The sequence below is a fragment of the Staphylococcus sp. SM3655 genome (genome assembly GCF_016917315.1).
Lineage (GTDB): Bacteria > Bacillota > Bacilli > Staphylococcales > Staphylococcaceae > Staphylococcus > Staphylococcus aureus.
This window is the reverse complement of the sequence record NZ_CP070305.1, coordinates 293964-318733: the sequence shown is the minus strand read 5'-3', so window position 1 is coordinate 318733 and position 24770 is coordinate 293964. Positions and strand designations below refer to the sequence as shown.

The following is a 24770-nucleotide window of genomic DNA, read 5'->3' as shown; positions in this document are numbered from 1 at the left end:
AATTATTCAGAAAATTTTGATTTAAAAGTTAATTTGTTTGTGAAATTGTAATTGGTATCTTGAAGTTGAAAAATGAATTATTTTTTAAATAAAGTGTGGTTAATGGTTGTCTGACTCATTTAGAATACATAAAATATATTTAACTGTTGTTATCAAATAAAAAGTGATGTGAGTGAATTGTCAAAAAGTGAAGATCAACGTATTACTAAAACAAAAGATGAACAAATTAAGCAAATAGATATATCGGATATCAAACCGAATCCGTATCAGCCCCGAAAAACTTTCGATGAAAATCATTTAAATGATTTGGCAGATTCAATTAAGCAATATGGAATTTTGCAACCAATTGTGCTTAGAAAAACAGTTCAAGGTTATTACATTGTAGTTGGTGAAAGAAGGTTTAGAGCTTCGAAAATTGCTGGTCTAAAATACGTATCAGCGATTATCAAAGATTTAACAGATGAAGATATGATGGAACTGGCGGTCATCGAAAATTTACAACGAGAAGACTTAAATGCGATTGAAGAAGCTGAAAGTTATCAACGTTTGATGACAGATTTGAAAATTACACAACAAGAAGTAGCGAAGCGATTGAGTAAGTCGCGCCCGTATATAGCGAATATGTTGAGGTTATTACATTTGCCGAAAAAGATTGCTGACATGGTAAAAGATGGGCGACTGACAAGTGCACATGGACGAACGTTATTGGCAATTAAAGATGAACAACAAATGCTTAGGTTAGCGAAACGGGTTGTTAAAGAAAAGTGGAGTGTTAGATATTTAGAAAACCATGTTAATGAATTAAAAAATGTTTCGTCAAAGTCGGAAACAGACAAAGTAGATATAACTAAGCCTAAATTTATAAAGCAACAAGAACGACAGTTGCGAGAACAGTATGGTACCAAAGTAGATATATCAATAAAAAAATCGGTTGGTAAAATCTCATTTGAGTTTGATTCACAAGAAGATTTTCTAAGAATAATTGAACAATTAAATCGTAGGTATGGTAAATAGTTACACAATTTTATATAATAACTCTTTGTGCAAGTGTAAATAAATTGTAATCAGTGAACATTTGATTCTAGATATATTGAGACTTTCGTAGGTTGGAAGTATATAAAAATATGAATACAATATTGATATATCATATAGAAGGGAGTAACGCTTATCATGAATCAAGTCATGAATATTATTTCATCTCTATTTGAGCCATTAACAAAAATAGAAACATATGAAAACATTGCAACTAAAATCGCTATGATTGTTATTTATATTATCGTAGCCCTCATAGTTATTAAAATACTGAATAAAATGATTGAACAGGGATTTAAGATTCAAAATAAGAGTAAAAAGAGTAACAAAAAGCGCTCTAAAACTTTAATATCTCTTGTTCAAAATGTAGTGAAGTATATCGTTTGGTTTATAGTTATTACGACGATTTTAAGTAAATTTGGCATTAGTGTTGAAGGTGTTATTGCAAGTGCTGGTGTCGTAGGTTTAGCAGTAGGTTTTGGTGCTCAAACCATTGTTAAAGACGTTATTACTGGATTTTTCATTATATTTGAAAGTCAATTTGATGTAGGTGATTATGTTAAAATAAACAATGGTGGTACGACTGTGGCAGAGGGAACGGTTAAATCAATAGGACTTCGTTCAACACGAATCAATACAATTTCAGGAGAATTAACAATTTTACCAAATAGTAGTATGGGTGAAATAACGAACTACTCAATTACAAATGGTACAGCTATCGTTAAAATTCCAGTGTCTGTCGAAGAAAACATTGATAATGTTGATAAAAAACTAAACAAACTATTTACTTCTTTACGTAGTAAATATTACTTATTTGTTAGTGATCCGGTTGTTATTGGTATTGATGCTATTGAAGATACAAGAGTAATATTGAGAATATCTGCAGAAACAATTCCAGGTGAAGGATTTGCTGGAGCTCGAATTATTCGCAAAGAAGTACAAAAAATGTTTTTACAAGAAGGTATTAAAACACCTCAACCAATTATGACTGCTTATAATCATAGTGAAAACGGTGTTTAGTAGTTTATAATACATGGAGGTCATATTTAATGGCGTCAAAATATGGAATAAATGATATAGTAGAAATGAAAAAACAACATGCGTGTGGAACAAACCGTTTTAAGATTATTAGAATGGGTGCAGACATAAGAATTAAATGTGAAAATTGTCAAAGAAGTATTATGATTCCACGTCAAACGTTTGATAAAAAACTTAAAAAAATCATCGAATCTCATGATGATACACAAAGATAGGAGAATGATTAATGGCTTTAACAGCAGGTATCGTTGGATTGCCAAACGTTGGTAAATCAACATTATTTAATGCAATAACAAAAGCAGGTGCTTTAGCAGCGAACTATCCATTCGCTACGATTGATCCTAATGTAGGGATAGTAGAAGTGCCAGATGCTAGATTACTTAAATTAGAAGAAATGGTTCAACCTAAAAAGACATTGCCGACTACATTTGAATTTACAGATATCGCTGGTATTGTGAAAGGTGCTTCAAAGGGAGAAGGGTTAGGTAATAAATTCTTATCACATATTAGAGAAGTAGATGCGATTTGTCAGGTCGTTCGTGCATTTGATGATGATAACGTAACTCATGTTGCTGGTCGAGTAGACCCTATTGATGATATTGAAGTTATTAATATGGAATTAGTACTAGCGGACTTAGAATCTGTTGAGAAACGTTTGCCTAGAATTGAAAAATTAGCACGTCAAAAAGATAAGACTGCTGAAATGGAAGTACGTATTTTAACAACTATTAAAGAAGCTTTAGAAAATGGTAAACCCGCTCGTAGTATTGACTTTAATGAAGAAGATCAAAAATGGGTGAATCAAGCGCAATTACTGACTTCTAAAAAAATGCTTTATATCGCTAATGTTGGTGAAGATGAAATTGGTGATGATGATAATGATAAAGTAAAAGCGATTCGTGAATATGCAGCGCAAGAAGACTCTGAAGTGATTGTTATTAGTGCAAAAATTGAAGAAGAAATTGCTACATTAGATGATGAAGATAAAGAAATGTTCTTAGAAGATTTAGGTATCGAAGAACCAGGATTAGATCGATTAATTAGAACAACTTATGAATTATTAGGATTATCAACATATTTTACTGCTGGTGTGCAAGAAGTACGTGCTTGGACATTTAAACAAGGTATGACTGCACCTCAATGTGCTGGTATCATTCATACTGATTTTGAACGTGGATTTATCCGTGCCGAAGTAACAAGTTATGACGACTATGTACAATATGGTGGCGAAAGTGGCGCTAAAGAAGCGGGCAGACAACGATTAGAAGGTAAAGAATATATTATGCAAGATGGCGATATCGTTCATTTCAGATTTAATGTATAAACGATAGAGTGAAGTTAATTAAATAGTATATATGGAGAAGAGGCGGAATCAATTGTTCGCCTCTTTTAATTATGCGTATAATTTATTAAAAGAATGGAATAATTTTACTCGCGTTAATAATATCTTGAGTGCTGAAAAATTGTTTGCCTTCGCCAGTATAAGCAGGCTCTAAAACAAGATTAGCCTTTGCACAATAAAGCCATTCAGGATGAATGCCACTATTAAGTATCTCTTGGAATTCTTGAAAATCTTTAGACCAATCAATATTTAAATTCATTCCTTACCACCTCACAACTATTATAGAACACGTGTTCGCTTTTGTGAAGTGTATTTTTAAAAATATCATAGAAAATTTCAAATGAATTAATGTCAAAAATGATATGAAGAGTAGTTTGAATTATTATTGTAAAAAGTAATGGCGCATGATATAATTCTTTATTGTGAGTAATGAAAATTATTCCTTGCTTATCTGTTTTAAGATTGATAAGCCGTATAGACCACAAGGAGGTGCAAATATAAAATGAGAACATATGAAGTTATGTACATCGTACGCCCAAACATTGAGGAAGATGCTAAAAAAGCGTTAGTTGAACGTTTCAACGGCATCTTAGCTACTGAAGGTGCAGAAGTTTTAGAAGCAAAAGACTGGGGTAAACGTCGCCTAGCTTATGAAATCAATGATTTCAAAGATGGCTTCTACAACATCGTACGTGTTAAATCTGATAACAACAAAGCTACTGACGAATTCCAACGTCTAGCTAAAATCAGTGACGATATCATTCGTTACATGGTTATTCGTGAAGACGAAGACAAGTAATAATTAGAGGGGGCGTTTAAATGCTAAATAGAGTTGTATTAGTAGGTCGTTTAACGAAAGATCCGGAATACAGAACCACTCCCTCAGGTGTGAGTGTAGCGACATTCACTCTTGCAGTAAATCGTACGTTCACGAATGCTCAAGGGGAGCGCGAAGCAGATTTTATTAACTGTGTTGTTTTTAGAAGACAAGCAGATAATGTAAATAACTATTTATCTAAAGGTAGTTTAGCTGGTGTAGATGGTCGCTTACAATCCCGTAATTATGAAAATCAAGAAGGTCGTCGTGTGTTTGTTACTGAAGTTGTGTGTGATAGCGTTCAATTCCTTGAACCTAAAAATGCGCAACAAAATGGTGGCCAACGTCAACAAAATGAATTCCAAGATTACGGTCAAGGATTCGGTGGTCAACAATCAGGACAAAACAATTCGTACAATAATTCATCAAACACGAAACAATCTGATAATCCATTTGCAAATGCAAACGGACCGATTGATATAAGTGATGATGACTTACCATTCTAAGAAAAATTAACGAAATTAAAGCGAAAAAATTATCAAAGGAGGCACACAATCATGGCAGGTGGACCAAGAAGAGGCGGACGTCGTCGTAAAAAAGTATGCTATTTCACAGCAAATGGTATTACACATATCGACTACAAAGACACTGAATTATTAAAACGTTTTATCTCAGAACGCGGTAAAATTTTACCACGTTGTGTAACTGGTACTTCAGCTAAATATCAACGTATGTTGACTACAGCTATCAAACGTTCTCGTCATATGGCATTATTACCATATGTTAAAGAAGAACAATAATATATAATTTATTGTCAAACCCCGTAGGCATAGGCTTACGGGGCTTTTTGTGTTTTGGGGTATAGACAAAGGGCAAAAAAGGATGATGTGAATGTTTTGTGTTCGGAATTTGCACAAAGATATATTTATATTGCAAAAATAATATGAATTTAGATGCATAAAAAAAGAACTACGCATTTTAAATAAAATGCATAGCTCTTCTTTTTCTTGCATACGAATTAAAATAACTCGCGAGACCTATAAGTCTCTTTCCTCACTAGATAGTTTATACTTTTGGTCTGTTGAAGTCAATAATTTTATCTAAAGCTATAAAAAATCTTTTGATAGCTAATGCATTATTATAATAGCTTTCGTTTCTTTTATATCGCTTTTGAAGTTGGTCCAAATCGTGATATCTTGCTTGGATAATTGCATTACTACAAACTTGATTATGTAATTCTAGCGTAGCGAAAGTATCTATGAAATTTTTTATTCCGAACATGTTTCTAGATATGCCTATATTATTCCCTTTTTCAAATAAATATTGAGGAGATCTACTGTCATAATTTAGATTTGCTATGATGGGTTGGTTATGAGCTGATTTGTTTCTTATATTTTTAACTAAAGGCATTAAAATATTAGCAACTCTCAATTCTTCGTCATTGTACTTCTTGTAATAGAAGTTGAGAAACGAAACGAATTGACCTAGTTGCATGAATTCAATGCAAACCCATGCGGGTGGATTTTGATAGTATTTATTCAACTTCTCGGGTAGTTGTCCTCGTTTATTCATATGCTTGAATATTTCGTTTTTATTTTTGATTTTGGTTTCCATAACTTCTTCTGGTGTTCTTGAATTTGTGTCAAAATTTGAATTGCTATATGATTTATCAATACATAAGAACTCATCTATTATTTTATAACCATCTTCTTGGTTATTTTCTGTTATTAGTTTTAAGACTAGACACTTTAAACTATGTTCAATATCTAAAGTTAAATGCAACATTGTGTATCTTAATTTCATATCTATAGTTGCTAAATCTGATAAATAAGCAAATTCTATGAAATAGCCGCCATTCTTTTTTTCGAAATTTTTTCGGAAATAAGCTAGTTTGAAAAAGTAATTATTTTTTCTAAGAATTTCATTTGCTTTTTCGGTGTCAATAATATTAAAAAATATATTCATCTGTTTTAATTTCGCTATTTGCTCATCAAAATTGAGCATAGGCTTAATTTCTGCTAGTGTATCATCTTTTTCCAATTTTAACTCCCCAATCGTTCAAATTTATTCATCATATCTTTCGCCATCTGATTAGTAACATGTGTGTATATCTCTAGATTTTTTTATAATCTGAATGACCTACATGCTCTTGCATTGCTTTTAAGTTAATTCCTAATTGAGCAAGTGTAGATATATGCGAATGATGTAATGTATGCGTTGTTATAGGTTTCTTAATAGGACTAATATCAGCGCCCCCCTTTAATAATGTGGCTAATTTTGTTCGAGTCGATAGGGCTACCAGCCGTATTTGTGAATATGTACTCTCTATCAATAAACTTATCATTCCAAGCATAAGTGTTCTTAGTAAGTCGATGCTTTGGGTAGTGAGCCCTATGGCCTTATAGCTATTACTTCTTTCAGTTGTCTCCTTTACTCCGAATGCTCCCGTCTTTTTTCAGTTTCCCAATTAACTTTACCGTCGATATCTAGCTTTTTATCTTCATAGTTTATATTTACTCTCTTTATTGCAAGTAGCTCACCGATACGCATGTCATTAGCAATTTGAAACTGTACCATAGCTTTTACAATTTTATAATTACGTTTTGTCGTTGGATATTTTTATGCTGAATTAGATAGTCGAAACAATCCAGTAACTCCTTAACTTCATTATCTTCTAAAGTGTTATTATGTTTAGCTAGTAACGCATCACTATAGGGATATCTATTTTATCTATTACACATATAACTTTGAATTGCTTGCTATTTTAAATTAACAAATTTTATTCTCTTAGATTTAGTCCAATTATGTGTAGACGATTTATAGTTATTAAAGACAAAGTGATAGAAAATTAAAGTTAATCAAGAGTTAAGATGAATTTAATTCATGAACACGTCTATTATTTTTATAATTGTAGCAAATAAAGCTTTACATCAAGGAGGTAGTTAAATATGTTCAAAAAACATCATTCGAAAAATTCAATCGTATTAAAATCTATTCTATCGCTAGGTATCATCTATGGGGGAACATTTGGAATATATCCAAAAGCAGACGCGTCAACACAAAATTCCTCAAGTGTACAAGATAAACAATTACAAAAAGTTGAAGAAGTACCAAATAATTCAGAAAAAGCTTTGGTTAAAAAACTTTACGATAGATACAGCAAGGATACAATAAATGGAAAATCTAATAAATCTAGGAATTGGGTTTATTCAGAGAGACCTTTAAATGAAAACCAAGTTCGTATACATTTAGAAGGAACATACAGAGTTGCTGATAGAGTGTATACACCTAAGAGGAACATTACTCTTAATAAAGAAGTTGTCACTTTAAAAGAATTGGATCATATCATAAGATTTGCTCATATTTCTTATGGCTTATATATGGGAGAACATTTGCCTAAAGGTAACATCGTCATAAATACAAAGAATGGTGGTAAATATACATTAGAGTCGCATAAAGAGCTACAAAAAGATAGGGAAAATGTAAAAATTAATACTGATGATATAAAAAATGTAACTTTCGAACTTGTGAAAAGTGTTAATGACATTGAACAAGTTTGAAATTAAGTTAAATTAGTATATATAGTGTTTTATCGCTAATACTTTGAAAGTTAGGTATCTAAAGGTGCCTAGCTTTCTTTGTTATGATTAGCACCATCATATAGAAAATTCTTTAATGACTTTTATGCCGAAATCTACAAAAATAATTTCTCTTTTATGGTTAATCAATATGTTTTTACATTCGACAACCTTAAAATTAACTTCTTTCAATTCCATAATAAAGTCTCTATAAAATAACTTATTTTAAAAACGATTCGTATCTTTCAGATTCAAATACCATCATTTTCTCCTAATACTTACACTTTAATTACAATTATGTAAGTTGTTTTCAGAGGCATCCTATTTTATATTTTGTCAGAGGTGATCTTTTGAAAACGATTTTAAAAACAATAACATATCTTGCACTTACTATCATTGGCGCTTATGCTGCTTTATTCATTTTAAAAACAATAGACTCTCATGGTATAACAGATCAATTTAACCCATTAGTAAAGGAAGATGATTCTTATGTTAAAACGACAGAGGTGTCTACTAGAATGGATGATCAACTCCGAAGTTATACTCAAAGTGCTTTTAATAAAGAAGGGAAAGAGACGCAATTAATGTATACTGCTACATTTGATGTTAAACCGCATAGATACTTGAAAATTACACATAAAGGTCATCATGTAGAAACTTTTGAAGAAGTTGAAAAGGAAGAAGTACCTAAAAAAGCATTAGACAAACTGAGTCGATAATAGCATGCTTATATTACATGGTTCAATTATAAAATGAGTACGAACGAAAGTAACACATGATGATTAATTTAAAAATATTTGTAATAATTATGAATAAAATTAAAAACAAGGGGTAATACAATCTATATAGCATATAAGCTTTTGTTATGAGTTTCAAAAATAGGAAGAGAGAGTGATATTATGAAATTAAAATCATTAGCAGTGTTATCAATGTCAGCGGTGGTGCTTACTGCATGTGGCAATGATACTCCAAAAGATGAAACAAAATCAACAGAGTCAAATACTAATCAAGACACTAATACAACAAAAGATGTTATTGCTTTAAAAGATGTTAAAACAAGCCCAGAAGATGCTGTGAAAAAAGCTGAAGAAACTTACAAAGGCCAAAAGTTGAAAGGAATTTCATTTGAAAATTCTAATGGTGAATGGGCTTATAAAGTGACGCAACAAAAATCTGGTGAAGAGTCAGAAGTACTTGTTGCTGATAAAAATAAAAAAGTGATTAATAAAAAGACTGAAAAAGAAGATACAGTGAATGAAAATGATAACTTTAAATATAGCGATGCTATAGATTACAAAAAAGCCATTAAAGAAGGACAAAAAGAATTTGATGGTGATATTAAAGAATGGTCACTTGAAAAAGATGATGGCAAACTTGTTTACAATATCGATTTGAAAAAAGGTAATAAAAAACAAGAAGTTACTGTTGATGCTAAGAACGGTAAAGTATTAAAGAGTGAGCAAGATCACTAAAAAGATTCGTTGCATTAACGCTTGTAAAATGTCTTAATTTATATTAATTAATAAAATACCCTCACAACGTAATGTAATATATCCAGTATAGATTTGAAAGGATATATGCCAAACGTGTTGTGAGGGTTTATTTGCATCTATTTATCCATGCGAATATCGACTTCTTCTAAATGTTTCTGATATTCTTTAACCTTACTTTCTAAAAACATTTCATATGGTGCATCAAAGAAGTCAGCTAAATGCATGGCATCTTTAAATTTAGGTTCATGGTGATGATTCTCCCATTCCCAAATTTGATGTGCTTCATATTTAGTACCATATTTCTCATTTAATTGCTGTGCTAATTCGTCAATTTCTAAATTATGTTTAGTTCGTAAGTTATATAAAATATGCATATTCATTGTTCATTAACCTCGCTTCTTGATTTAAAATTCAAAGATGCTCTAATAATATGTGTATATTCTAGTCCTATAACATAAAATAATCAAGCTATGAATTCGGCAGAAAAAATAATGTAAATGTATATGATATTACCGGTACAGAGACTTTAAATAACGATAGCTACATTGAATAAAATTGATATTCAATTACTACTTTTAAAAATATTTGGATAAAAATAATTTGAATTTGTTTTAGAATTGTAAATAAGGGGTACTACTTAGAATAACGCAAAATAAATAGAAAAAGGAGACTGAAAATTATGTTTGGATTTATTGGAATGTTAATTGTCGGTGGCTTAATTGGATGGGCTGCTGGTGCTATTATGGGTAAAGATATCCCAGGTGGTATTTTAGGTAATATTATCGCGGGTATTATTGGATCATGGGTAGGTGGCAAACTATTCGGACAATGGGGTCCTGAATTAGGAAGTATTTACATCTTACCAGCTTTAATTGGTTCAATTATCTTTATTGCAATTGTAACGTTAATTTTAAGAGCTGTTCGTAAAAAATAAAATATTCAACTTAGGTTGAATTGAAATAAAGATGGCATTCAGTTGTCATCTTTTTTATTTGCGTGAAAATGGTCAATATGTATTATAATATTTGAAAATGTAGGTAAGATAGGATTAAAAAGTAATAAATTAACATGAGGAGAGGTTGGAAATAAAAAAGCGAGTATTTGACAAATAAAAAAAGGATGACGTTGGGTTGCGCCATCCAGGAGTATTATGTTCATGAATATAAAAGACTGTGTAGTCATTTAAGAACTACACCCATATAGTAACACATCACTTGATTAAAGACAATACTATTTTTAGAGTCATTAATTTAAAATATGAATTAATTCTTTTTTAGAAAAGACTATTAAGATTGATGCCGATTAAGTGGTCAAAGTGTTATGGTAGATATGAAATACATAAGGTAAGGAGTAATAGCATGACGATTTATTTAGTTAGACATGGTGAATCACAATCGAATTATGATAATAAACATTTTAGATCTTATTTTTGTGGACAATTAGATGTGCCGTTAACGGATAGTGGCACAAAAAGTGCAGACGATTTATGTGATTATTTTAAAGAGAAACAGATTAAACATGTATATGTTTCAGACTTATTAAGAACACAGCAAACGTTTGAACATATTTTTCCATATGACATTGCATCAACGACTACGCCTCTATTAAGAGAACGTTCACTTGGCGTATTTGAGGGTGAATATAAAGATGAAATCAGTGCGAATCCGAAATATGAAAAATATTTCAATGATCCAAACTTTAAAGACTTTCGTCATAGTTTTTCACAAAAAGCGCCTGAAGGAGAAAGTTATGAAGATGTATATCAACGCGTCGAACATTTTATGAATCATGTTGTCAATGAAGATACACAAAAAGATGATATCGTCATTGTTGCACATCAAGTTGTCATTCGTTGTTTAATGGTTTATTTTAATAACGTTTCACGGGAAGAAGCTGTGGATTTAAAAGTTGAAAATTGCAAACCATATATCATTGAATAGAAGTATAGAGGTTCTGAAAAGCTGTGTTTTATAGCTGCCTTCAGAACCTTTTTTGTATTTGGAATTTAATGGGAATCATTCTTATCAACAGACTTACCACCAATAGATAATGTGATAATTGTGCTTGCGAACAAAATAATTGAAGTTATAAATGACGCTAATGTAAAAGGTGTAAATTGAGTGAGCGATAATATCAATGATAAAAAGAACCAAGAGATAGCCCCTAGAAATTGTAAAATAGCAGAAGAAATTCTAAAACTCATATAATCATATATAGCTAAAACAATTGAAGGTAATGCGACTAATACCATTATAATGATGTTGAGGGTGAATAAATATGGCTGTTCAAAAGTTACTGTGTTTGGACCTGTTGGATGCATGGCTGCTAAAAATAAGCAAACAATCGTTGATAAAATTGATAAGATAATAAAAGTAATTCGAACTTTCATCATGACCATCCTTTGTTTATAGAGTCAATATAAGTATGAAATATGTTAGATATATAGTCAAATGCGTCAACTAATGGGAATTTTGGCATAGATAGAGAATTTAAGACCAATAAAAAAGCATCAAACAGTAAAAAGCTGCTTGATGCAAAATGGTATGGTTTTGGTTAAAATGTATTGGCACAAAGATTAGTCACTTTTAAAGATAAAGAATTGTCATGAATTAAAGCACATGTAATGATGTGTTACATGTCGCAATGATGGCTTTCAGTTATTTATCGATAACATCACTCTTGATACCTTTAGATTTTAAGAAATCTTTAATTTTATCTTGTTGCTTTTTATTAACATCACCGGCATATTTTGTTGGCACGTCGACAACATTGATTTTATTTTGCGGTTGATAGCTAAGCTTTTCAATATCTTCATCAACATTGGCGATTGTACTATTTAAAGCTTTGAAGTAATTCATCATTAATTCAACGGGTTTCTTATATTCTTTAGGAATATTGTTTTCAGTGACAAATTTCTTGAAATGCAAATCGTTTTTAACAGCTAAGTTAGATAAGTGGCTAAGTGTTTCTGCTTGTTTTTCAGTCACTTTTGTTTGACTGTCAATTTGTTTATCTAGTTTATGTTGCATAATATATTTGTTATCAAGTATATCGCTATTTACAGACAAATACTTTTCTATAGCTTGCTTCATCTCTGCATCACTAATATCACTATTTTTCTTATCTGAGTTAAAGATATCTTTTGTTTCTAATTTTTTAGCGCTTTTAGGTGCATGGATGCCAGTACTTGTATGATGATCTTCGTTATCAGATTGATCGGACGCGCAACCTGTAAGAATTAATGTCGATGCTAAAAATGTACTTAGTAGTAATCTCTTTTTCATAATGTAATATAACTCCTTAGTTTATCTTTAATTGAAAAAATATGTATTCATGTTTAATAGAGTAACATTGAATTAGTTTGGAATGTCACGATGACCTTGCAATGACCATAGACGCAAATGATTACGTGCATGAGTTACTTTTTCTATCAATAATGCGTCGTTTTGAACATTGTTAAGGATAGCATTATCTATAAATAACTGCATAATTGGTTGTATCAATTTAGATGTAGGTATCGTACGTAAAAGCATAATGATTTCGTTCACATACTTTTCCTTCTCAATATCATTTTTCATATTGATTTGTTTGCGTAGATAACTGGTAAACTCTTTAATTGCTTGATCAGATTTCAAATAGTGATGTCTATCATAATAGATTAATTCTTCAACCGAAGCTGGTACATAATATCCATCATCAGAAATATCAATGCCAGACGCCTCAGACTCGACAACATCAAATAACACAGGGTGAAACACGAAGTCATCTTCAATATAATATAGCTCAGTACCAGCTAAAGTATCTAAGCTATATTGCAACTCTTCTTTACTAAAAGTAGCGTCATAAAATCTTTGTGTGAGATATAGTAGATGATTAGTTGATAAAATACCATACAAGTTTACAGAACCAAGTATAATACGAAGAGGTAAAATATCTTTTTTATCTATTAATCCTTTCTTAATCTCAGAAATCAATTGAGTGATTGCATCACTTCTTAAGCTATCGGTTGTACCAAAATCTTCAAAGTCATCATCTTTAAGTAACATATCTAAGTCAACTTCGTCGTCCATAAATGATAACTCTAACGCGTTTTCAAACTCTGCTAAACTTTTCTCAATTGTTTGCTCATCAACAAACTGATTTACAGCTTTCTCAAAATCACCATTGCCGACTTGATTCACGAAATTTTCAATATGTTTACGCACATCATTTGGCAAAATAAGACAATCATATTCAAAGTCGTAATAATAATAAAAATGACTAGTTAAAAAGTTGTCAAAATTTATTAATTGTAGCTTTTCAAATTTAGTTAGTTCATTGTTTAATCGGTAGTTAGCATCACTTTCAAGTATGCTAGAAAGAATGTCAAACTCAAATAGAGTAGTATTAGAAAACACTTGTTCAATGATGTGATTATTATTGAAAAATGCTGTCATAATTAATTCAACAAGATTTTGTTTGTTTTTATTTGAGAATCCTTTGATACCATACTGCCTGCATATTGTTTTTAGCTCGTCATTAGTTTTTAACAGTAAAGCATGTTCTAATGTGACATCGTTTAAGCGCGTATGTTGTCTTACACGTAACACTTCTTCATTTAAATTCATATGGTTTATTGTATCTAACGATTCGAATTCACCATATGCATTATCTAGTACCTCTGAATTGATATATCTTAAAAAGAAATTATTTACAAAGAACTCATCTTCGTTAAGTTGATAAACAAAACCTAGGTGATTTGTTAGCTTTAAAATATTAACATCACGGCTATTTACGATTGTGACAGGGTTACCCTTAGATATTAATGTTTCTATAAATCTTTGTTCTGAATTATCCATATCATGATAAATTTTATGTATATTTTCAGGGCGTAAAGCATGCATCGTGACTTCAAATCCTTCTTTTTGGGTCGGTAAATTAAAATATTCGCATGCGTTTTGTAATTTTCTTGGGTATATAAAATGAACATCAAGCATTTTTGCACACCTCGTTGTATATATTAAGTTTATCATAACATGATTTTATGTCGGGATAAAAAAATAACAGCATCTTAACAAATGTAAGATACTGTCAGTGAAATGAATGAAACTTTAGTTTCTGATAATATAGTCAAAGGCATTTAATGCTGCATTTGCACCAGCGCCCATTGAAATGATAATTTGTTTGTTCTTCTGATCTGTGACATCGCCAGCAGCAAATATTCCAGGAACATTCGTATTATTGTTACGATCAATCACAATTTCACCACGTTCGTTTAATTCAACAGCATCTTTTAACCATGATGTGTTTGGAAGTAAACCAATTTGAACAAAGATACCATCTAAGTTAAGTAGATGTTCTTCGCCGGTGCTCATGTCTTCGTAACGTATACCTGTAACATGGTCTTCTCCGACAACTTCAGTAGTTTTGGCATTTGTTTTGATATCAACATTTGATAAAGAACGTAAACGATCTTGTAACACGTTGTCTGCTTTTAATTCGCTAGCGAATTCGAATAATGTAACATGATTAACGATACCAGCAAGGTCAATTGCTGCTTCAACCCCAGAGTTACCGCCACCGATAACTGCTACGTCTTTATTTTCGAATAGAGGTCCGTCACAGTGAGGGCAGAATGCAACACCTTTATTAATCAATTGCTCTTCACCTGGAATGTTTAGCTTACGCCAACCTGCACCAGTAGCAATAATGACTGTTTTACTTTCTAAGACAGCACCGTTTTCTAACGTAACTTTAATTGCTTCGTCAGTCTTTTCGATATCTGTAGCACGTATACCTGTCATTGCATCAATGTCATATTGATCAATGTGCGCTGCTAAGTTAGAAGAAAATTCAGAACCAGTTGTTTCTTTAACAGTAATGAAGTTCTCAATACCAGCAGTATCATTAACTTGGCCACCGATACGATCAGCAACTATACCAGTACGTAAACCTTTACGTGCTGTGTAAATCGCTGCACTACCACTAGCAGGACCACCACCAACGATTAAGACATCATAAGGTTCTTTATTTTCAAACTCAGATGCATCTGCCGTACTGCCTAGTTTCGAAAGAATATCTTGGATTGTCATACGACCATTGCCAAATTCTTCGCCATTTAAAAAGACAGCAGGGACTGCCATGATGTTTTCAGATTCTTCACGGAACACTGCACCATCAATCATAGAATGCGTGATGTTAGGGTTGATCACACTCATTAAGTTAAGTGCTTGAACGACATCAGGACATTTTTGACACGTTAAACTAATGAATGTTTCAAAATGGAATGAACCTTCTAAGTTTTTAATTTGGTCAATGATTGACTGTTTTTCTTTAGGTGCACGACCACTAACCTGTAAAATTGCTAAAACAAGTGAGTTAAACTCGTGACCTAATGGAATACCTGCAAATGTTACACCTGTTTCTTCGCCAGGACGATTGACTGAGAAACTTGGTGTACGCTTTAAAGACTTTTCAGAAAGTGAAAGTCTAGGTGACATATCAGAAATTTCTGTTAATAATTCTTTGAGTTCCTTAGATTTTTCATCTGAACCAAGGCTGGCAACGAATTCAACGTTGCCCTCCATTAGTTCTAATAATTGTTTAAGTTGTTGTTTTAAATCAGCATTAAGCATGGTTGTAATGCCTCCTTAGATTTTACCTACTAAATCTAAACCAGGTTGCAATGTTTTAGCGCCTTCTTCCCATTTAGCTGGGCATACTTCGCCAGGGTTTTTACGAACATATTGAGCTGCTTTGATTTTGTGAGCTAATGTACTAGCGTCACGGCCAATTCCGTCAGCGTTAATTTCAGATGCTTGTACAACACCGTCTGGGTCGATAATGAATGTACCACGTTGAGCTAAACCAGTAGCTTCATCTAATACATCAAAATTACGAGTGATTGTTTGTGATGGGTCACCAATCATAGTGTAAGTGATTTTGCTAATTGCATCTGAATGGTCATGCCATGCTTTGTGTACGAAGTGAGTATCAGTTGATACTGAGAATACATTTACGCCTAATTTTTGTAATTCTTCATATTGGTTTTGTAAGTCTTCTAATTCAGTTGGACAAACGAATGAGAAGTCAGCAGGATAGAAGCATACTACGCTCCAAGAACCTTTTAAATCTTCTTGTGTAACTTCTTTAAATTGATCTTTTTTTGGATCGAAAGCTTGCGCTGTAAATGGTAAGATTTCTTTGTTAATTAATGACATAAATATCTTCCTCCTAAGAATTTAAGTATGAATTAGAACTATCAATTGATTGTGCTTAATTATAATAATTCTAATCTCTTAGTTAGCATTATTACATTTTGATCCAGAATAGTCAACTGGATAACTTTGTAAAGTGAATGATTACTTTTAAAATAAAGAAAGATAATATAAAGTGCTTTGATAATGGATTTTGTAGTTGATGATTTAAAAGGTTGTGTCTATATTTAATATCTTGATTTTAATGTAAAAAATGTAAAAAAAGAAGATTTGTATTCTCAACTAAGTCAACCTTATTGATAATGGTGTGAGAATATTTGTTCGAGATGGATGAAGGTAATGAGTGAGAAACTGGATTTTTAAAGTATGAGACAATATTTTTAAAAGTTCAATTATTAACTTATAAGCAAATAATTGCTATAAAAAAGTTTGGACGTGTACAATTGCAATATGAAGATTTTAAATTAATTGTAAAGTATCGAGGAGTGGGTAACGTGTCAGAACATGTATATAATCTTGTGAAAAAGCATCATTCTGTTAGAAAATTTAAGAATAAACCTTTAAGTGAAGACGTTGTTAAGAAATTGGTAGAAGCTGGACAAAGCGCTTCGACGTCAAGTTTCCTGCAAGCATACTCAATTATTGGTATCGACGATGAGAAGATTAAAGAAAATTTACGAGAAGTTTCTGGACAACCTTATGTTGTAGAAAATGGCTATTTATTCGTCTTTGTTATTGATTATTATCGTCATCATTTAGTTGATCAACATGCTGAAACTGATATGGAAAATGCATATGGTTCAACGGAAGGTTTGCTAGTAGGTGCAATCGATGCAGCATTAGTTGCCGAAAATATTGCGGTAACTGCTGAAGATATGGGGTATGGCATTGTCTTTTTAGGATCATTAAGAAATGATGTTGAACGAGTTCGAGAAATTTTAGACTTACCTGACTATGTCTTCCCGGTATTTGGTATGGCAGTAGGGGAACCCGCAGATGATGAAAATGGTGCAGCCAAGCCACGCTTACCATTTGACCATGTCTTCCATCATAATAAGTATCATGCTGATAAGGAAACACAGTATGCACAAATGGCAGATTACGACCAGACAATCAGCGAGTACTATGATCAACGTACAAACGGGAATCGCAAAGAAACATGGTCACAGCAAATTGAGATGTTCCTAGGAAACAAAGCAAGATTAGATATGTTAGAACAATTGCAAAAATCAGGCTTAATACAGCGATAGCAAGATACCAAAATAACCCGCTCCCTCTAGCTTAAAATGATAAGTATAGCTAGAGGGGGCGGGTATTTCTTGCAATGAATTAGTGTGAAGTTAATGCAGCATTATCATTTGATTCGAAAGTATCTTTGTCCCAATGTTTAGTTAACTTGGCGGTACCTGTACCAGCTAGCATTGAATCGTTCACGTTTAATGCTGTTCTACCCATGTCAATCAATGGTTCAACGGAGATGAGCACGCCGGCTAAAGCGACTGGCAAGTTTAACGTTGACAACACCAATATGGATGCAAATGTAGCCCCGCCACCGACGCCAGCAACGCCGAATGAACTAATAATCACGACAGCGATTAACGTTACAATAAATTGTAAATCAATTTCTACATTAGCGACGGGTGCGACCATAATTGCAAGCATTGCAGGGTAAATACCTGCACAACCATTTTGTCCAATCGACAATCCAAATGTTGCAGCGAAATTGGCAATACCCTCCGGCACGCCTAGACGTCTTGTTTGTGTTTGTACATTTAGCGGTAAGGCACCCGCGCTTGAGCGTGATGTGAATGCAAAGATTAATACTTCCAAAGTCTTTTTAACATAGCGAATTGGGCTAATACCTAACAGACTTAAAATAACTAAGTGAATGATATACATCGTAATTAATGCAGCGTACGATGCGATTAAGAATTTTCCTAAAGTCCAAATGGCACCAAAGTCACTTGTCGATAACGTGTTGGCCATAATTGCTAATACACCGTATGGCGTTAAACGTAAGACGAACGTCACAATCGCCATTACTAGTGAATAGATAGCGTCAATCGCACTCTTAAGCAATTCACCATGATCAGGTTGTTTGCGTGCTACGCGTAAATAAGCAAATCCTATAAACGAAGCAAATATCACGACAGCAATCGTGGAAGTTGCACGTTGTCCAGTGAAATCTAAGAATGGATTTTTAGGCAATAATTCCAAAATTTGTTGTGGTAACGTATGTGCTGTTAAATCTTTCGCTTGTTTAGCAATTTCGCTTCCACGTGCTTGTTCAGCGTTACCAAGATTAATTGTTGATGCATCTAAACCAAACACCAAGGCATACACAACACCAACAATTGCAGCAATGGTGACAGTGCCAATTAAAAAGATAAAAATGAGACTACCAATTTTAGCAAACTTTTCTCCGATTTGAATTTTAGTGAATGCAGCGACAATAGAAATGAAAATTAAAGGCATCACAATCATTTGCAACAATGCAACGTAACCTTGTCCGACAATGTTGAACCAGTCACTTGTTGATGTAATAACATTCGAATGTGTTCCATAGACAAGATGTAATAACACGCCAAATACAATGCCGATACCTAAAGCTGTAAACACACGTTTCGCAAAAGATATATGTTTGCGAGCCATCATGTGCAATATTACGATGAAAATCACCAATACGATAATATTAATCAGTGTAAGAAAAGCATTCATGAACGTCACTCCTCAAATTTTTGAATATAATTCCGACTAGTATGCTAAGAATAATATTAATTTTAAAATATTTCAAGAGGGCATTTGCAATTAAATGTAAACATGATGAAATTCGACCGTTGGCATAAGGGAATTTGTAAACAAATCGTTTTGAATTTAGTAGAGAAAGGTGAAAAGGGTTAATAGTGTTATGACCTAGTCGATTAAAGTTGATATTTGAAAATGAAGCAGGGCATTAAATGCAATAAATTAAATAAGTTGTCATTACAGCGTTAATAATAGAAATGATTTTAACAGGAAAAAAGTGATGAATATTTGGAAAAGATATATATCGTGCACTGTCATAAGAGATAAGATATGAGAAAACAAATGCATCCTTGAATCGAGATGTGGCTATGACGGTTTGATAAAAATTGCTAACCTCATATTTATTGAATAAAAAGATAATAAATGATCAACCTTGAAAAGACGCTTCGAACAAACACGTTGTAAAAAATTCTGTCGAATCAAAATTAGCATCTTTTGAGGGTTCGTGTGTGCAGGTGGTAGTTCAAAAGCTACCGTAAACAAATATTTTTGTTTGAGAAAAAAGGCGTTTGTAGTAAATGTGAATATGAGTGTGCCCTTGTGTGATTCGTCATTTACTAACACAGCCAAACATTTAAATTGAATGGGCTTATTAAGATGAATCTATTTAGGAATACACAGGAGCCATCCCATTTAAAAGTAACATACTATAAAAATTTATTCAAAATTCAATATTAATCATAATGAATAATTGAAAAACCTGAAACAAATTAGTTTGATATGCTCTCTTCAAAGTAGATATTGAATGGAGTATATCAGCTTGTTTCAGGTTTTATGAATTGAGTATTAAATTTGTGTTCAAATCACAAGTTTACAGGTTGAATAAACGTGCGAAGAAACCTTTTTTCTCTTCTTGAGGTTTTGGTTCTGACATTTCTGACTGTGAAGCTGTGCTGTCATTTTCTGCTTTCGCTTCCGATGAATCGTTCGAAGTAGCTTGTTTAGAAGCTTCTACATGGGCTTCTGCTACTTGTTGTTCAGCATCATGTTGCGCTTCTGCATCTACTGTAGCTTCTTTATTTGAAGTCTCAGCTGCTTTGTCATTTTTAGACTGCTCAACGCTTGCTTTTTCAATTGCTTCAGTTGCAGAAATTTGATCCTCTTTATCTACTTTAGTAGCAGTGCCATCGCCCGCATTTTCTGCTTTAGTATCCGTCTTGGCGTCTGTTGATGTATTCACTCCAGCAACCTTTGAATCTTTGCTGTCAGCTTTATCTTCAGTAACAGCATTATTTTCAACTTTATTTGTTGATTCAGCCAATACTTTAGCTTGAGATGCTTGTGCTTCTTGGATAGCCTCTTGTGATGTTTGGATGGCTTTTAAGGATTCACTATTTGAATCGATTTTAGTTGTAAGTTGATTTTGAAGTTCTTTTAATTCTTGTTGTTGCTGATGTACTTGATTCATCATTTGACCAAGTAGGTGACGTTCTTCGCGCATTTTCTGGATTTCTAGGCGTAAATCTTCTACTAATTGAGCGACATTTTGATTAGTAGGTAAGTTTTTGTCATCGTTTTTGACAATGACTTGCAGGAAGTCTTTTTCTTTTTCTAATTCATCAAACGCTAGATCATAACTATTTGTTTGTTTTACTTTGTCGGCAATGTCTTTGAAAAGCTCGATATCTTCTTCTTTGAAATCAGTTGCTTCACGACCACGATATTCAGTCTTGCTTAGTTGGTAACCACGTTCTTCTAAATGTTGAACAATTTTACGAACTTGCTTCTCACTTAGTTCTACGCGTTGTGCAAATTCTTTAGTTAACATACTTTAAAGTCCTTTCTGCATATGCTTTATGTATACTGACGTTTGTCTACGGGCAGTGAAACGTCAGTCTTGCTTCATACATAGTTTAAACGTTATTGTTAGTGATTTCAAGTTTGTTTAAAATGGTTTACGTAAATCCATTTCTTCTAATAAAGCATAAATAATTTCACGTGCGATACCATTTGCAAATACATACTTCAAAATATAATTTGATTTAACACTTGTACCGTAGATATCCTTTGTCAGTTTAATATTTTTCTTTAAAAATAGGTCGACTTTTTTAGTGTGACCATCATTAGTTGGATGAATGTAATCAATTTCAGTTTGTCTTTCAAATTGATGTTCGTATAAAAACTGTCTACGGTGTTCAATAATGAGTCCATTATCTTGTGTTAAATCTGCAGGTTCTTTAGGGACTTCCATCATTAAAAAGTTAATACTTCTAGAATGAACAAGGTTTGATAATAAGTTTAGTTCATGTTCAATTTGATGTAATGTTTGCGTCATTAACTCATCATGGTTGGGTAGGTCTTTTGCGAATAAATAAATTAAAAATGCTGAATTGGTTGTGGCTTCATAATGTGCAGTTGCTAGACTGACAACAACATCGTTTTCTAAGCCTACGATAAAGACATAATCGTTTTCGGTTTTGTTGTTTTCTAATGAGCGTTTGATGATACGTTTATCTTCAGTTAAAGATAAATTTAACTTAGTATCGTAAAGTTTAAGTGCTTCGTTGTAATGTGGATCTTTGACAGATTGAATGGTTTTAAATTCCATTAGAACACCTCCCCAATTTAAATAATATTATAGCATAATTGCCTGCTGTAAAAGACTGTTCATAAACTTTTAAATGGTATAAAAAACTGTACTATCTTAAATTAGACAGTACAGTAATCTCATTTTGAATTCAGTGTGATAACTAAGCTTTGGGACCTTTAGATGCTTCAGCAAAATGTGTAATATCAATCTCTTCATAAGCTGAATTATTTTCATGCACTTCTTGATGTGATGATTTGTCACGAACCGCTACAACTAACATTTTATCGTCTAAAATAAGTTGTTTATATTTTTCTAATTCATCAGGCGCTAAGTTGTAGCGTGATAAAACTGCATGTTCACCATCTTCTCCTGTTAACAGTTTAGTCATTCTATCACTAAATGTTCCACTTGTTGAGATAAGGGAGATTTCAGAGTCGTGTAAGTCATTTAGGTGTAATTTACTTTTACTAATAATTGTTAGCTCTGATTCTAAATAACCTTCAGATTTCTTTTGATTGATTACGTTGTATAATTCGCCAGTGTCATTTACTACAGTAATATCTGCCATAGTTGTCGCCCCTTTAAAAATTTGTTTATTTAATCTTTTACCCTTCTTATTATAAAGTAAAACCCTTACATTATTAAGTTATAAGTCTTCATTCGCATTAAACGTCTCTGTACATTTATAAAACTATTAAAAGATTACCTAAGCAGTTATTGAAAAAATGCCGAAAATTTGCTATTATCGTTAAATAATTTACATAAACTCATATAATCTAAAGAATATGGCTTTAGAAGTTTCTACCATGTTGCCTTGAACGACATGACTATGAGTAACAACACAATACTAGGAGTAGCTTCAGCCATTAAATTGTAACCATGGTGGGTGATTTATATCATTTTACATGATGGTCACAGTTTATTTGATGAAACTTCTTTTACATTGATTGCATGACAAATTCGTTATGCATGTTCGTTCACTCATAAACCCTGAAACTATTATTTAGTTTGGGGATTTTTTTGTATCTAGCACCAATTTAAGAGCAAAATGTTTCACACAAATCTGAGGAGGTTTTAAGAGTGGAGTTACTAGGACAAAAAGTAAAGGAAGACGGCGTTGTAATTGATGAGAATATTTTAAAAGTCGATGGATTTTTAAATCATCAAATTGATGCAAAGTTAATGAATGAAGTTGGTCGCACTTTTTACGAGCAATTTAAAGATAAAGGGATTACTAAAATCTTAACCATTGAAGCTTCCGGTATCGCACCTGCAATCATGGCTGCACTGCATTTTGATGTGCCATGTTTATTTGCGAAAAAAGCAAAACCTAGCACTTTGACGGATGGTTATTATGAAACATCTATTCATTCATTTACTAAAAATAAAACAAGTACGGTCATTGTTTCAAAAGAATTTTTATCAGAAGAAGATACTGTACTTATCATCGATGACTTTTTAGCAAATGGTGATGCTTCATTAGGATTATACGATATCGCACAGCAAGCGAATGCTAAGACAGCTGGTATTGGTATTGTTGTTGAAAAGAGTTTCCAAAATGGGCATCAACGTTTAGAAGAAGCAGGTTTAACAGTTTCTTCTCTCTGCAAGGTTGCTTCACTAGAAGGAAACAAAGTGACATTGGTGGGAGAAGAATAATGAAAAATTTAATCCTAAGTGTTCAACATCTTTTAGCTATGTACGCAGGTGCCATCTTAGTTCCAATCATTGTTGGTACAAGTTTGAAGTTTACACCTGAACAAATCGCTTACTTAGTTACAGTAGATATATTTATGTGTGGGGTTGCCACATTTTTACAAGCCAATAAAGTAACAGGAACAGGATTACCAATCGTTCTTGGATGTACATTCACGGCTGTTGCGCCCATGATTTTAATTGGTCAAACGAAAGGAATAGATGTACTTTATGGTTCGCTATTTTTATCAGGGATATTAGTTATTATCATCGCGCCTTTCTTTTCACATCTTGTAAAATTCTTCCCACCAGTAGTAACGGGTAGTGTTGTTACTATCATTGGTATCAATTTAATGCCAGTAGCAATGAATTACTTAGCTGGAGGTCAAGGTGCAAAGGACTATGGAGATGTTAAGAACATTTTGTTAGGTTTAATGACATTAATCATTATTCTTGTTTTACAAAGATTCACAACTGGATTTATTAAGAGTATTGCCATATTAATTGGACTCGTTTTAGGAACGATAGGTGCTGGCTTACTTGGGATGGTCGATATTAATCAAGTCAATCATGCCGGTTGGTTAGGCATCCCAGTGCCGTTTAGATTCTCTGGATTTAGCTTTGATGTGACATCGACGTTAGTGTTCTTTATTGTAGCTATCGTTAGTTTAATTGAGTCGACAGGTGTCTATCATGCGTTAAGTGAAATTACCGGTAAGAAGTTAGAAAGAAAAGATTTTCGTAAAGGTTATACTGCGGAAGGTCTAGCGATAGTGTTAGGTTCTATATTCAATTCATTTCCGTATACAGCCTATTCGCAAAATGTAGGACTTGTTTCTTTATCCGGCGCTAAGAAAAATAATGTTATATACGGCATGGTCGTGTTATTACTTATATGTGGTTGTATACCTAAGCTTGGCGCATTAGCAAATATCATACCGCTACCTGTGTTAGGCGGTGCGATGATAGCTATGTTTGGCATGGTAATGGCATATGGTGTTAGTATATTAGGACATATCGATTTTAAAAATCAAAACAATTTATTAATTATCGCTGTATCAGTAGGAGTAGGTACTGGTATAAGCGCTGTACCACAAGCATTTAAAGGTTTAGGTGAACAATTTGCATGGTTGACTCAAAACGGAATTGTTTTAGGCGCAATCTCTGCAATTATTCTTAATTTCTTTTTTAATGGAATAAAGTATAAACAAACGGAAGAAAATGTGAAATAATATAACTAATTA

Annotated in this window: 29 protein-coding genes, 1 pseudogene and 1 riboswitch; of the genes and pseudogenes, 16 read left to right on the top strand and 14 right to left on the bottom strand. The window is 32.7% G+C overall.

Translation table 11 applies throughout. From position 1 onward, the window contains the following. Nucleotides 1-168 precede the first annotated feature (168 nt). From JQN76_RS01680 to ychF, 4 genes are all read left to right on the top strand, one after another. Complete coding sequence (locus tag JQN76_RS01680) at nt 169-1014, top strand: ParB/RepB/Spo0J family partition protein (protein ID WP_001566903.1); 846 nt, start codon at nt 169-171, stop codon at nt 1012-1014. A 156-nt stretch (nt 1015-1170) separates the two neighbouring features. After that, nucleotides 1171-2052, top strand: coding sequence for a mechanosensitive ion channel family protein (locus tag JQN76_RS01675; protein ID WP_001077602.1), 882 nt, complete (start codon nt 1171-1173; stop codon nt 2050-2052). A gap of 29 nt (nt 2053-2081) precedes the next feature. Beyond that, entirely contained in the window at nt 2082-2285 is a 204-nt protein-coding gene (locus tag JQN76_RS01670; protein WP_000157345.1) for a DUF951 domain-containing protein, read from the top strand. An 11-nt stretch (nt 2286-2296) separates the two neighbouring features. Beyond that, nucleotides 2297-3394: a redox-regulated ATPase YchF gene (gene ychF, locus JQN76_RS01665; protein WP_001218732.1), complete on the top strand. Its 1098-nt coding sequence runs from the start codon at nt 2297-2299 to the stop codon at nt 3392-3394. Between the two features lie 85 nt (nt 3395-3479). On the opposite strand, the gene JQN76_RS01660 is transcribed toward ychF, so the two are convergent. After that, entirely contained in the window at nt 3480-3671 is a 192-nt protein-coding gene (locus tag JQN76_RS01660; RefSeq protein WP_001052483.1) for a hypothetical protein, read from the bottom strand. A gap of 243 nt (nt 3672-3914) precedes the next feature. On the opposite strand from JQN76_RS01660, the gene rpsF reads away from it, so the two are divergent. Genes rpsF through rpsR form a run of 3 tightly spaced genes read left to right on the top strand, consistent with a single transcriptional unit; the run spans nt 3915 to nt 5029 of the window. Then, entirely contained in the window at nt 3915-4211 is a 297-nt protein-coding gene (gene rpsF / locus JQN76_RS01655; RefSeq protein ID WP_001261460.1) for a 30S ribosomal protein S6, read from the top strand. 20 nt (nt 4212-4231) lie between these two features. Next, on the top strand, nt 4232-4735 hold the full coding sequence (gene ssb, locus JQN76_RS01650; protein ID WP_000934799.1) for a single-stranded DNA-binding protein: 504 nt from the start codon (nt 4232-4234) through the stop codon (nt 4733-4735). Between the two features lie 51 nt (nt 4736-4786). Then, a complete protein-coding gene (gene rpsR, locus JQN76_RS01645; RefSeq protein WP_001836640.1) occupies nt 4787-5029 on the top strand; it encodes a 30S ribosomal protein S18 in 243 nt (80 codons plus the stop codon). A 265-nt stretch (nt 5030-5294) separates the two neighbouring features. On the opposite strand, the gene JQN76_RS01640 is transcribed toward rpsR, so the two are convergent. Together JQN76_RS01640 and JQN76_RS14120 are read right to left on the bottom strand one after the other, a co-directional pair. Continuing rightward, a complete protein-coding gene (locus tag JQN76_RS01640; protein ID WP_001817700.1) occupies nt 5295-6233 on the bottom strand; it encodes an Abi family protein in 939 nt (312 codons plus the stop codon). A 38-nt stretch (nt 6234-6271) separates the two neighbouring features. Next, nucleotides 6272-6972 (bottom strand): annotated as a pseudogene (locus JQN76_RS14120) (tyrosine-type recombinase/integrase); the annotation flags it as partial. 205 nt (nt 6973-7177) lie between these two features. On the opposite strand from JQN76_RS14120, the gene selX reads away from it, so the two are divergent. The 3 genes from selX (at nt 7178) to JQN76_RS01625 (ending at nt 9279) form a co-directional block, all read left to right on the top strand. Then, complete coding sequence (gene selX, locus JQN76_RS01635) at nt 7178-7789, top strand: staphylococcal enterotoxin-like toxin X (RefSeq protein ID WP_000473143.1); 612 nt, start codon at nt 7178-7180, stop codon at nt 7787-7789. A gap of 368 nt (nt 7790-8157) precedes the next feature. Continuing rightward, a complete protein-coding gene (locus JQN76_RS01630; protein ID WP_000849163.1) occupies nt 8158-8526 on the top strand; it encodes a YxeA family protein in 369 nt (122 codons plus the stop codon). A gap of 180 nt (nt 8527-8706) precedes the next feature. Continuing rightward, the gene (locus JQN76_RS01625) at nt 8707-9279 is read left to right on the top strand and encodes a PepSY domain-containing protein (RefSeq protein WP_000769722.1); all 573 of its coding nucleotides are present in this window, start codon (nt 8707-8709) and stop codon (nt 9277-9279) included. 137 nt (nt 9280-9416) lie between these two features. On the opposite strand, the gene JQN76_RS01620 is transcribed toward JQN76_RS01625, so the two are convergent. Continuing rightward, complete coding sequence (locus JQN76_RS01620) at nt 9417-9680, bottom strand: helix-turn-helix domain-containing protein (protein WP_001055897.1); 264 nt, start codon at nt 9678-9680, stop codon at nt 9417-9419. 299 nt (nt 9681-9979) lie between these two features. Between JQN76_RS01620 and JQN76_RS01615 the strand changes: the two genes are divergently transcribed. Next, nucleotides 9980-10234, top strand: a complete 255-nt coding sequence (locus tag JQN76_RS01615) for a GlsB/YeaQ/YmgE family stress response membrane protein (protein WP_000466746.1) — start codon at nt 9980-9982, stop codon at nt 10232-10234. Nucleotides 10235-10272: 38 nt separating this feature from the next. Here the strand turns inward: JQN76_RS01615 and JQN76_RS01610 are convergent, their stop codons facing one another. Next, nucleotides 10273-10482, bottom strand: a complete 210-nt coding sequence (locus JQN76_RS01610) for a hypothetical protein (RefSeq protein ID WP_000211679.1) — start codon at nt 10480-10482, stop codon at nt 10273-10275. 176 nt (nt 10483-10658) lie between these two features. Between JQN76_RS01610 and JQN76_RS01605 the strand changes: the two genes are divergently transcribed. Further along, nucleotides 10659-11240: a histidine phosphatase family protein gene (locus JQN76_RS01605; protein WP_000158388.1), complete on the top strand. Its 582-nt coding sequence runs from the start codon at nt 10659-10661 to the stop codon at nt 11238-11240. Nucleotides 11241-11305: 65 nt separating this feature from the next. Here the strand turns inward: JQN76_RS01605 and JQN76_RS01600 are convergent, their stop codons facing one another. The 5 genes from JQN76_RS01600 to ahpC all read right to left on the bottom strand — a co-directional run bounded on the left by JQN76_RS01600 (nt 11306) and on the right by ahpC (nt 16499). After that, entirely contained in the window at nt 11306-11689 is a 384-nt protein-coding gene (locus JQN76_RS01600) for a hypothetical protein (RefSeq protein ID WP_000868262.1), read from the bottom strand. Nucleotides 11690-11957: 268 nt separating this feature from the next. Continuing rightward, nucleotides 11958-12584 (bottom strand): NDxxF motif lipoprotein, encoded by a 627-nt coding sequence (locus tag JQN76_RS01595; protein WP_000746687.1) that lies wholly within the window; start codon nt 12582-12584, stop codon nt 11958-11960. A gap of 72 nt (nt 12585-12656) precedes the next feature. Further along, nucleotides 12657-14276, bottom strand: a complete 1620-nt coding sequence (locus JQN76_RS01590) for a hypothetical protein (protein ID WP_001836654.1) — start codon at nt 14274-14276, stop codon at nt 12657-12659. Between the two features lie 114 nt (nt 14277-14390). Beyond that, on the bottom strand, nt 14391-15914 hold the full coding sequence (ahpF, locus tag JQN76_RS01585) for an alkyl hydroperoxide reductase subunit F (protein WP_000930514.1): 1524 nt from the start codon (nt 15912-15914) through the stop codon (nt 14391-14393). Between the two features lie 15 nt (nt 15915-15929). After that, entirely contained in the window at nt 15930-16499 is a 570-nt protein-coding gene (ahpC, locus tag JQN76_RS01580; protein WP_000052781.1) for an alkyl hydroperoxide reductase subunit C, read from the bottom strand. Between the two features lie 491 nt (nt 16500-16990). On the opposite strand from ahpC, the gene nfsA reads away from it, so the two are divergent. Beyond that, nucleotides 16991-17746, top strand: coding sequence for an oxygen-insensitive NADPH nitroreductase (gene nfsA, locus JQN76_RS01575; RefSeq protein ID WP_001289311.1), 756 nt, complete (start codon nt 16991-16993; stop codon nt 17744-17746). A 79-nt stretch (nt 17747-17825) separates the two neighbouring features. Here the strand turns inward: nfsA and JQN76_RS01570 are convergent, their stop codons facing one another. Further along, the gene (locus JQN76_RS01570; protein WP_000991021.1) at nt 17826-19214 is read right to left on the bottom strand and encodes an L-cystine transporter; all 1389 of its coding nucleotides are present in this window, start codon (nt 19212-19214) and stop codon (nt 17826-17828) included. Nucleotides 19215-19298: 84 nt separating this feature from the next. Here JQN76_RS01570 and JQN76_RS01565 point away from each other — a divergent pair, with 84 nt between their 5' ends. Continuing rightward, on the top strand, nt 19299-19397 hold the full coding sequence (locus JQN76_RS01565) for a hypothetical protein (RefSeq protein ID WP_001792089.1): 99 nt from the start codon (nt 19299-19301) through the stop codon (nt 19395-19397). A gap of 715 nt (nt 19398-20112) precedes the next feature. On the opposite strand, the gene JQN76_RS01560 is transcribed toward JQN76_RS01565, so the two are convergent. The 3 genes from JQN76_RS01560 to JQN76_RS01550 form a co-directional block, all read right to left on the bottom strand. Then, nucleotides 20113-21069, bottom strand: coding sequence for a prolipoprotein diacylglyceryl transferase (locus JQN76_RS01560; RefSeq protein WP_000956153.1), 957 nt, complete (start codon nt 21067-21069; stop codon nt 20113-20115). A gap of 117 nt (nt 21070-21186) precedes the next feature. After that, nucleotides 21187-21849 carry a hypothetical protein gene (locus JQN76_RS01555; RefSeq protein ID WP_000394698.1) on the bottom strand — a complete coding sequence of 221 codons (663 nt, stop codon included), beginning with the start codon at nt 21847-21849 and terminating at the stop codon, nt 21187-21189. Between the two features lie 142 nt (nt 21850-21991). Next, entirely contained in the window at nt 21992-22399 is a 408-nt protein-coding gene (locus JQN76_RS01550) for a general stress protein (RefSeq protein ID WP_000763768.1), read from the bottom strand. 179 nt (nt 22400-22578) lie between these two features. Continuing rightward, nucleotides 22579-22681, top strand: a riboswitch (purine riboswitch). Nucleotides 22682-22911: 230 nt separating this feature from the next. Here JQN76_RS01550 and xpt point away from each other — a divergent pair. Beyond that, on the top strand, nt 22912-23490 hold the full coding sequence (gene xpt / locus JQN76_RS01545) for a xanthine phosphoribosyltransferase (protein WP_000421415.1): 579 nt from the start codon (nt 22912-22914) through the stop codon (nt 23488-23490). Beyond that, nucleotides 23490-24758, top strand: coding sequence for a xanthine permease PbuX (gene pbuX, locus JQN76_RS01540; protein WP_000793026.1), 1269 nt, complete (start codon nt 23490-23492; stop codon nt 24756-24758). The genes xpt and pbuX overlap by 1 nt, the downstream gene beginning before the upstream one ends. Nucleotides 24759-24770: the final 12 nt, after the last annotated feature.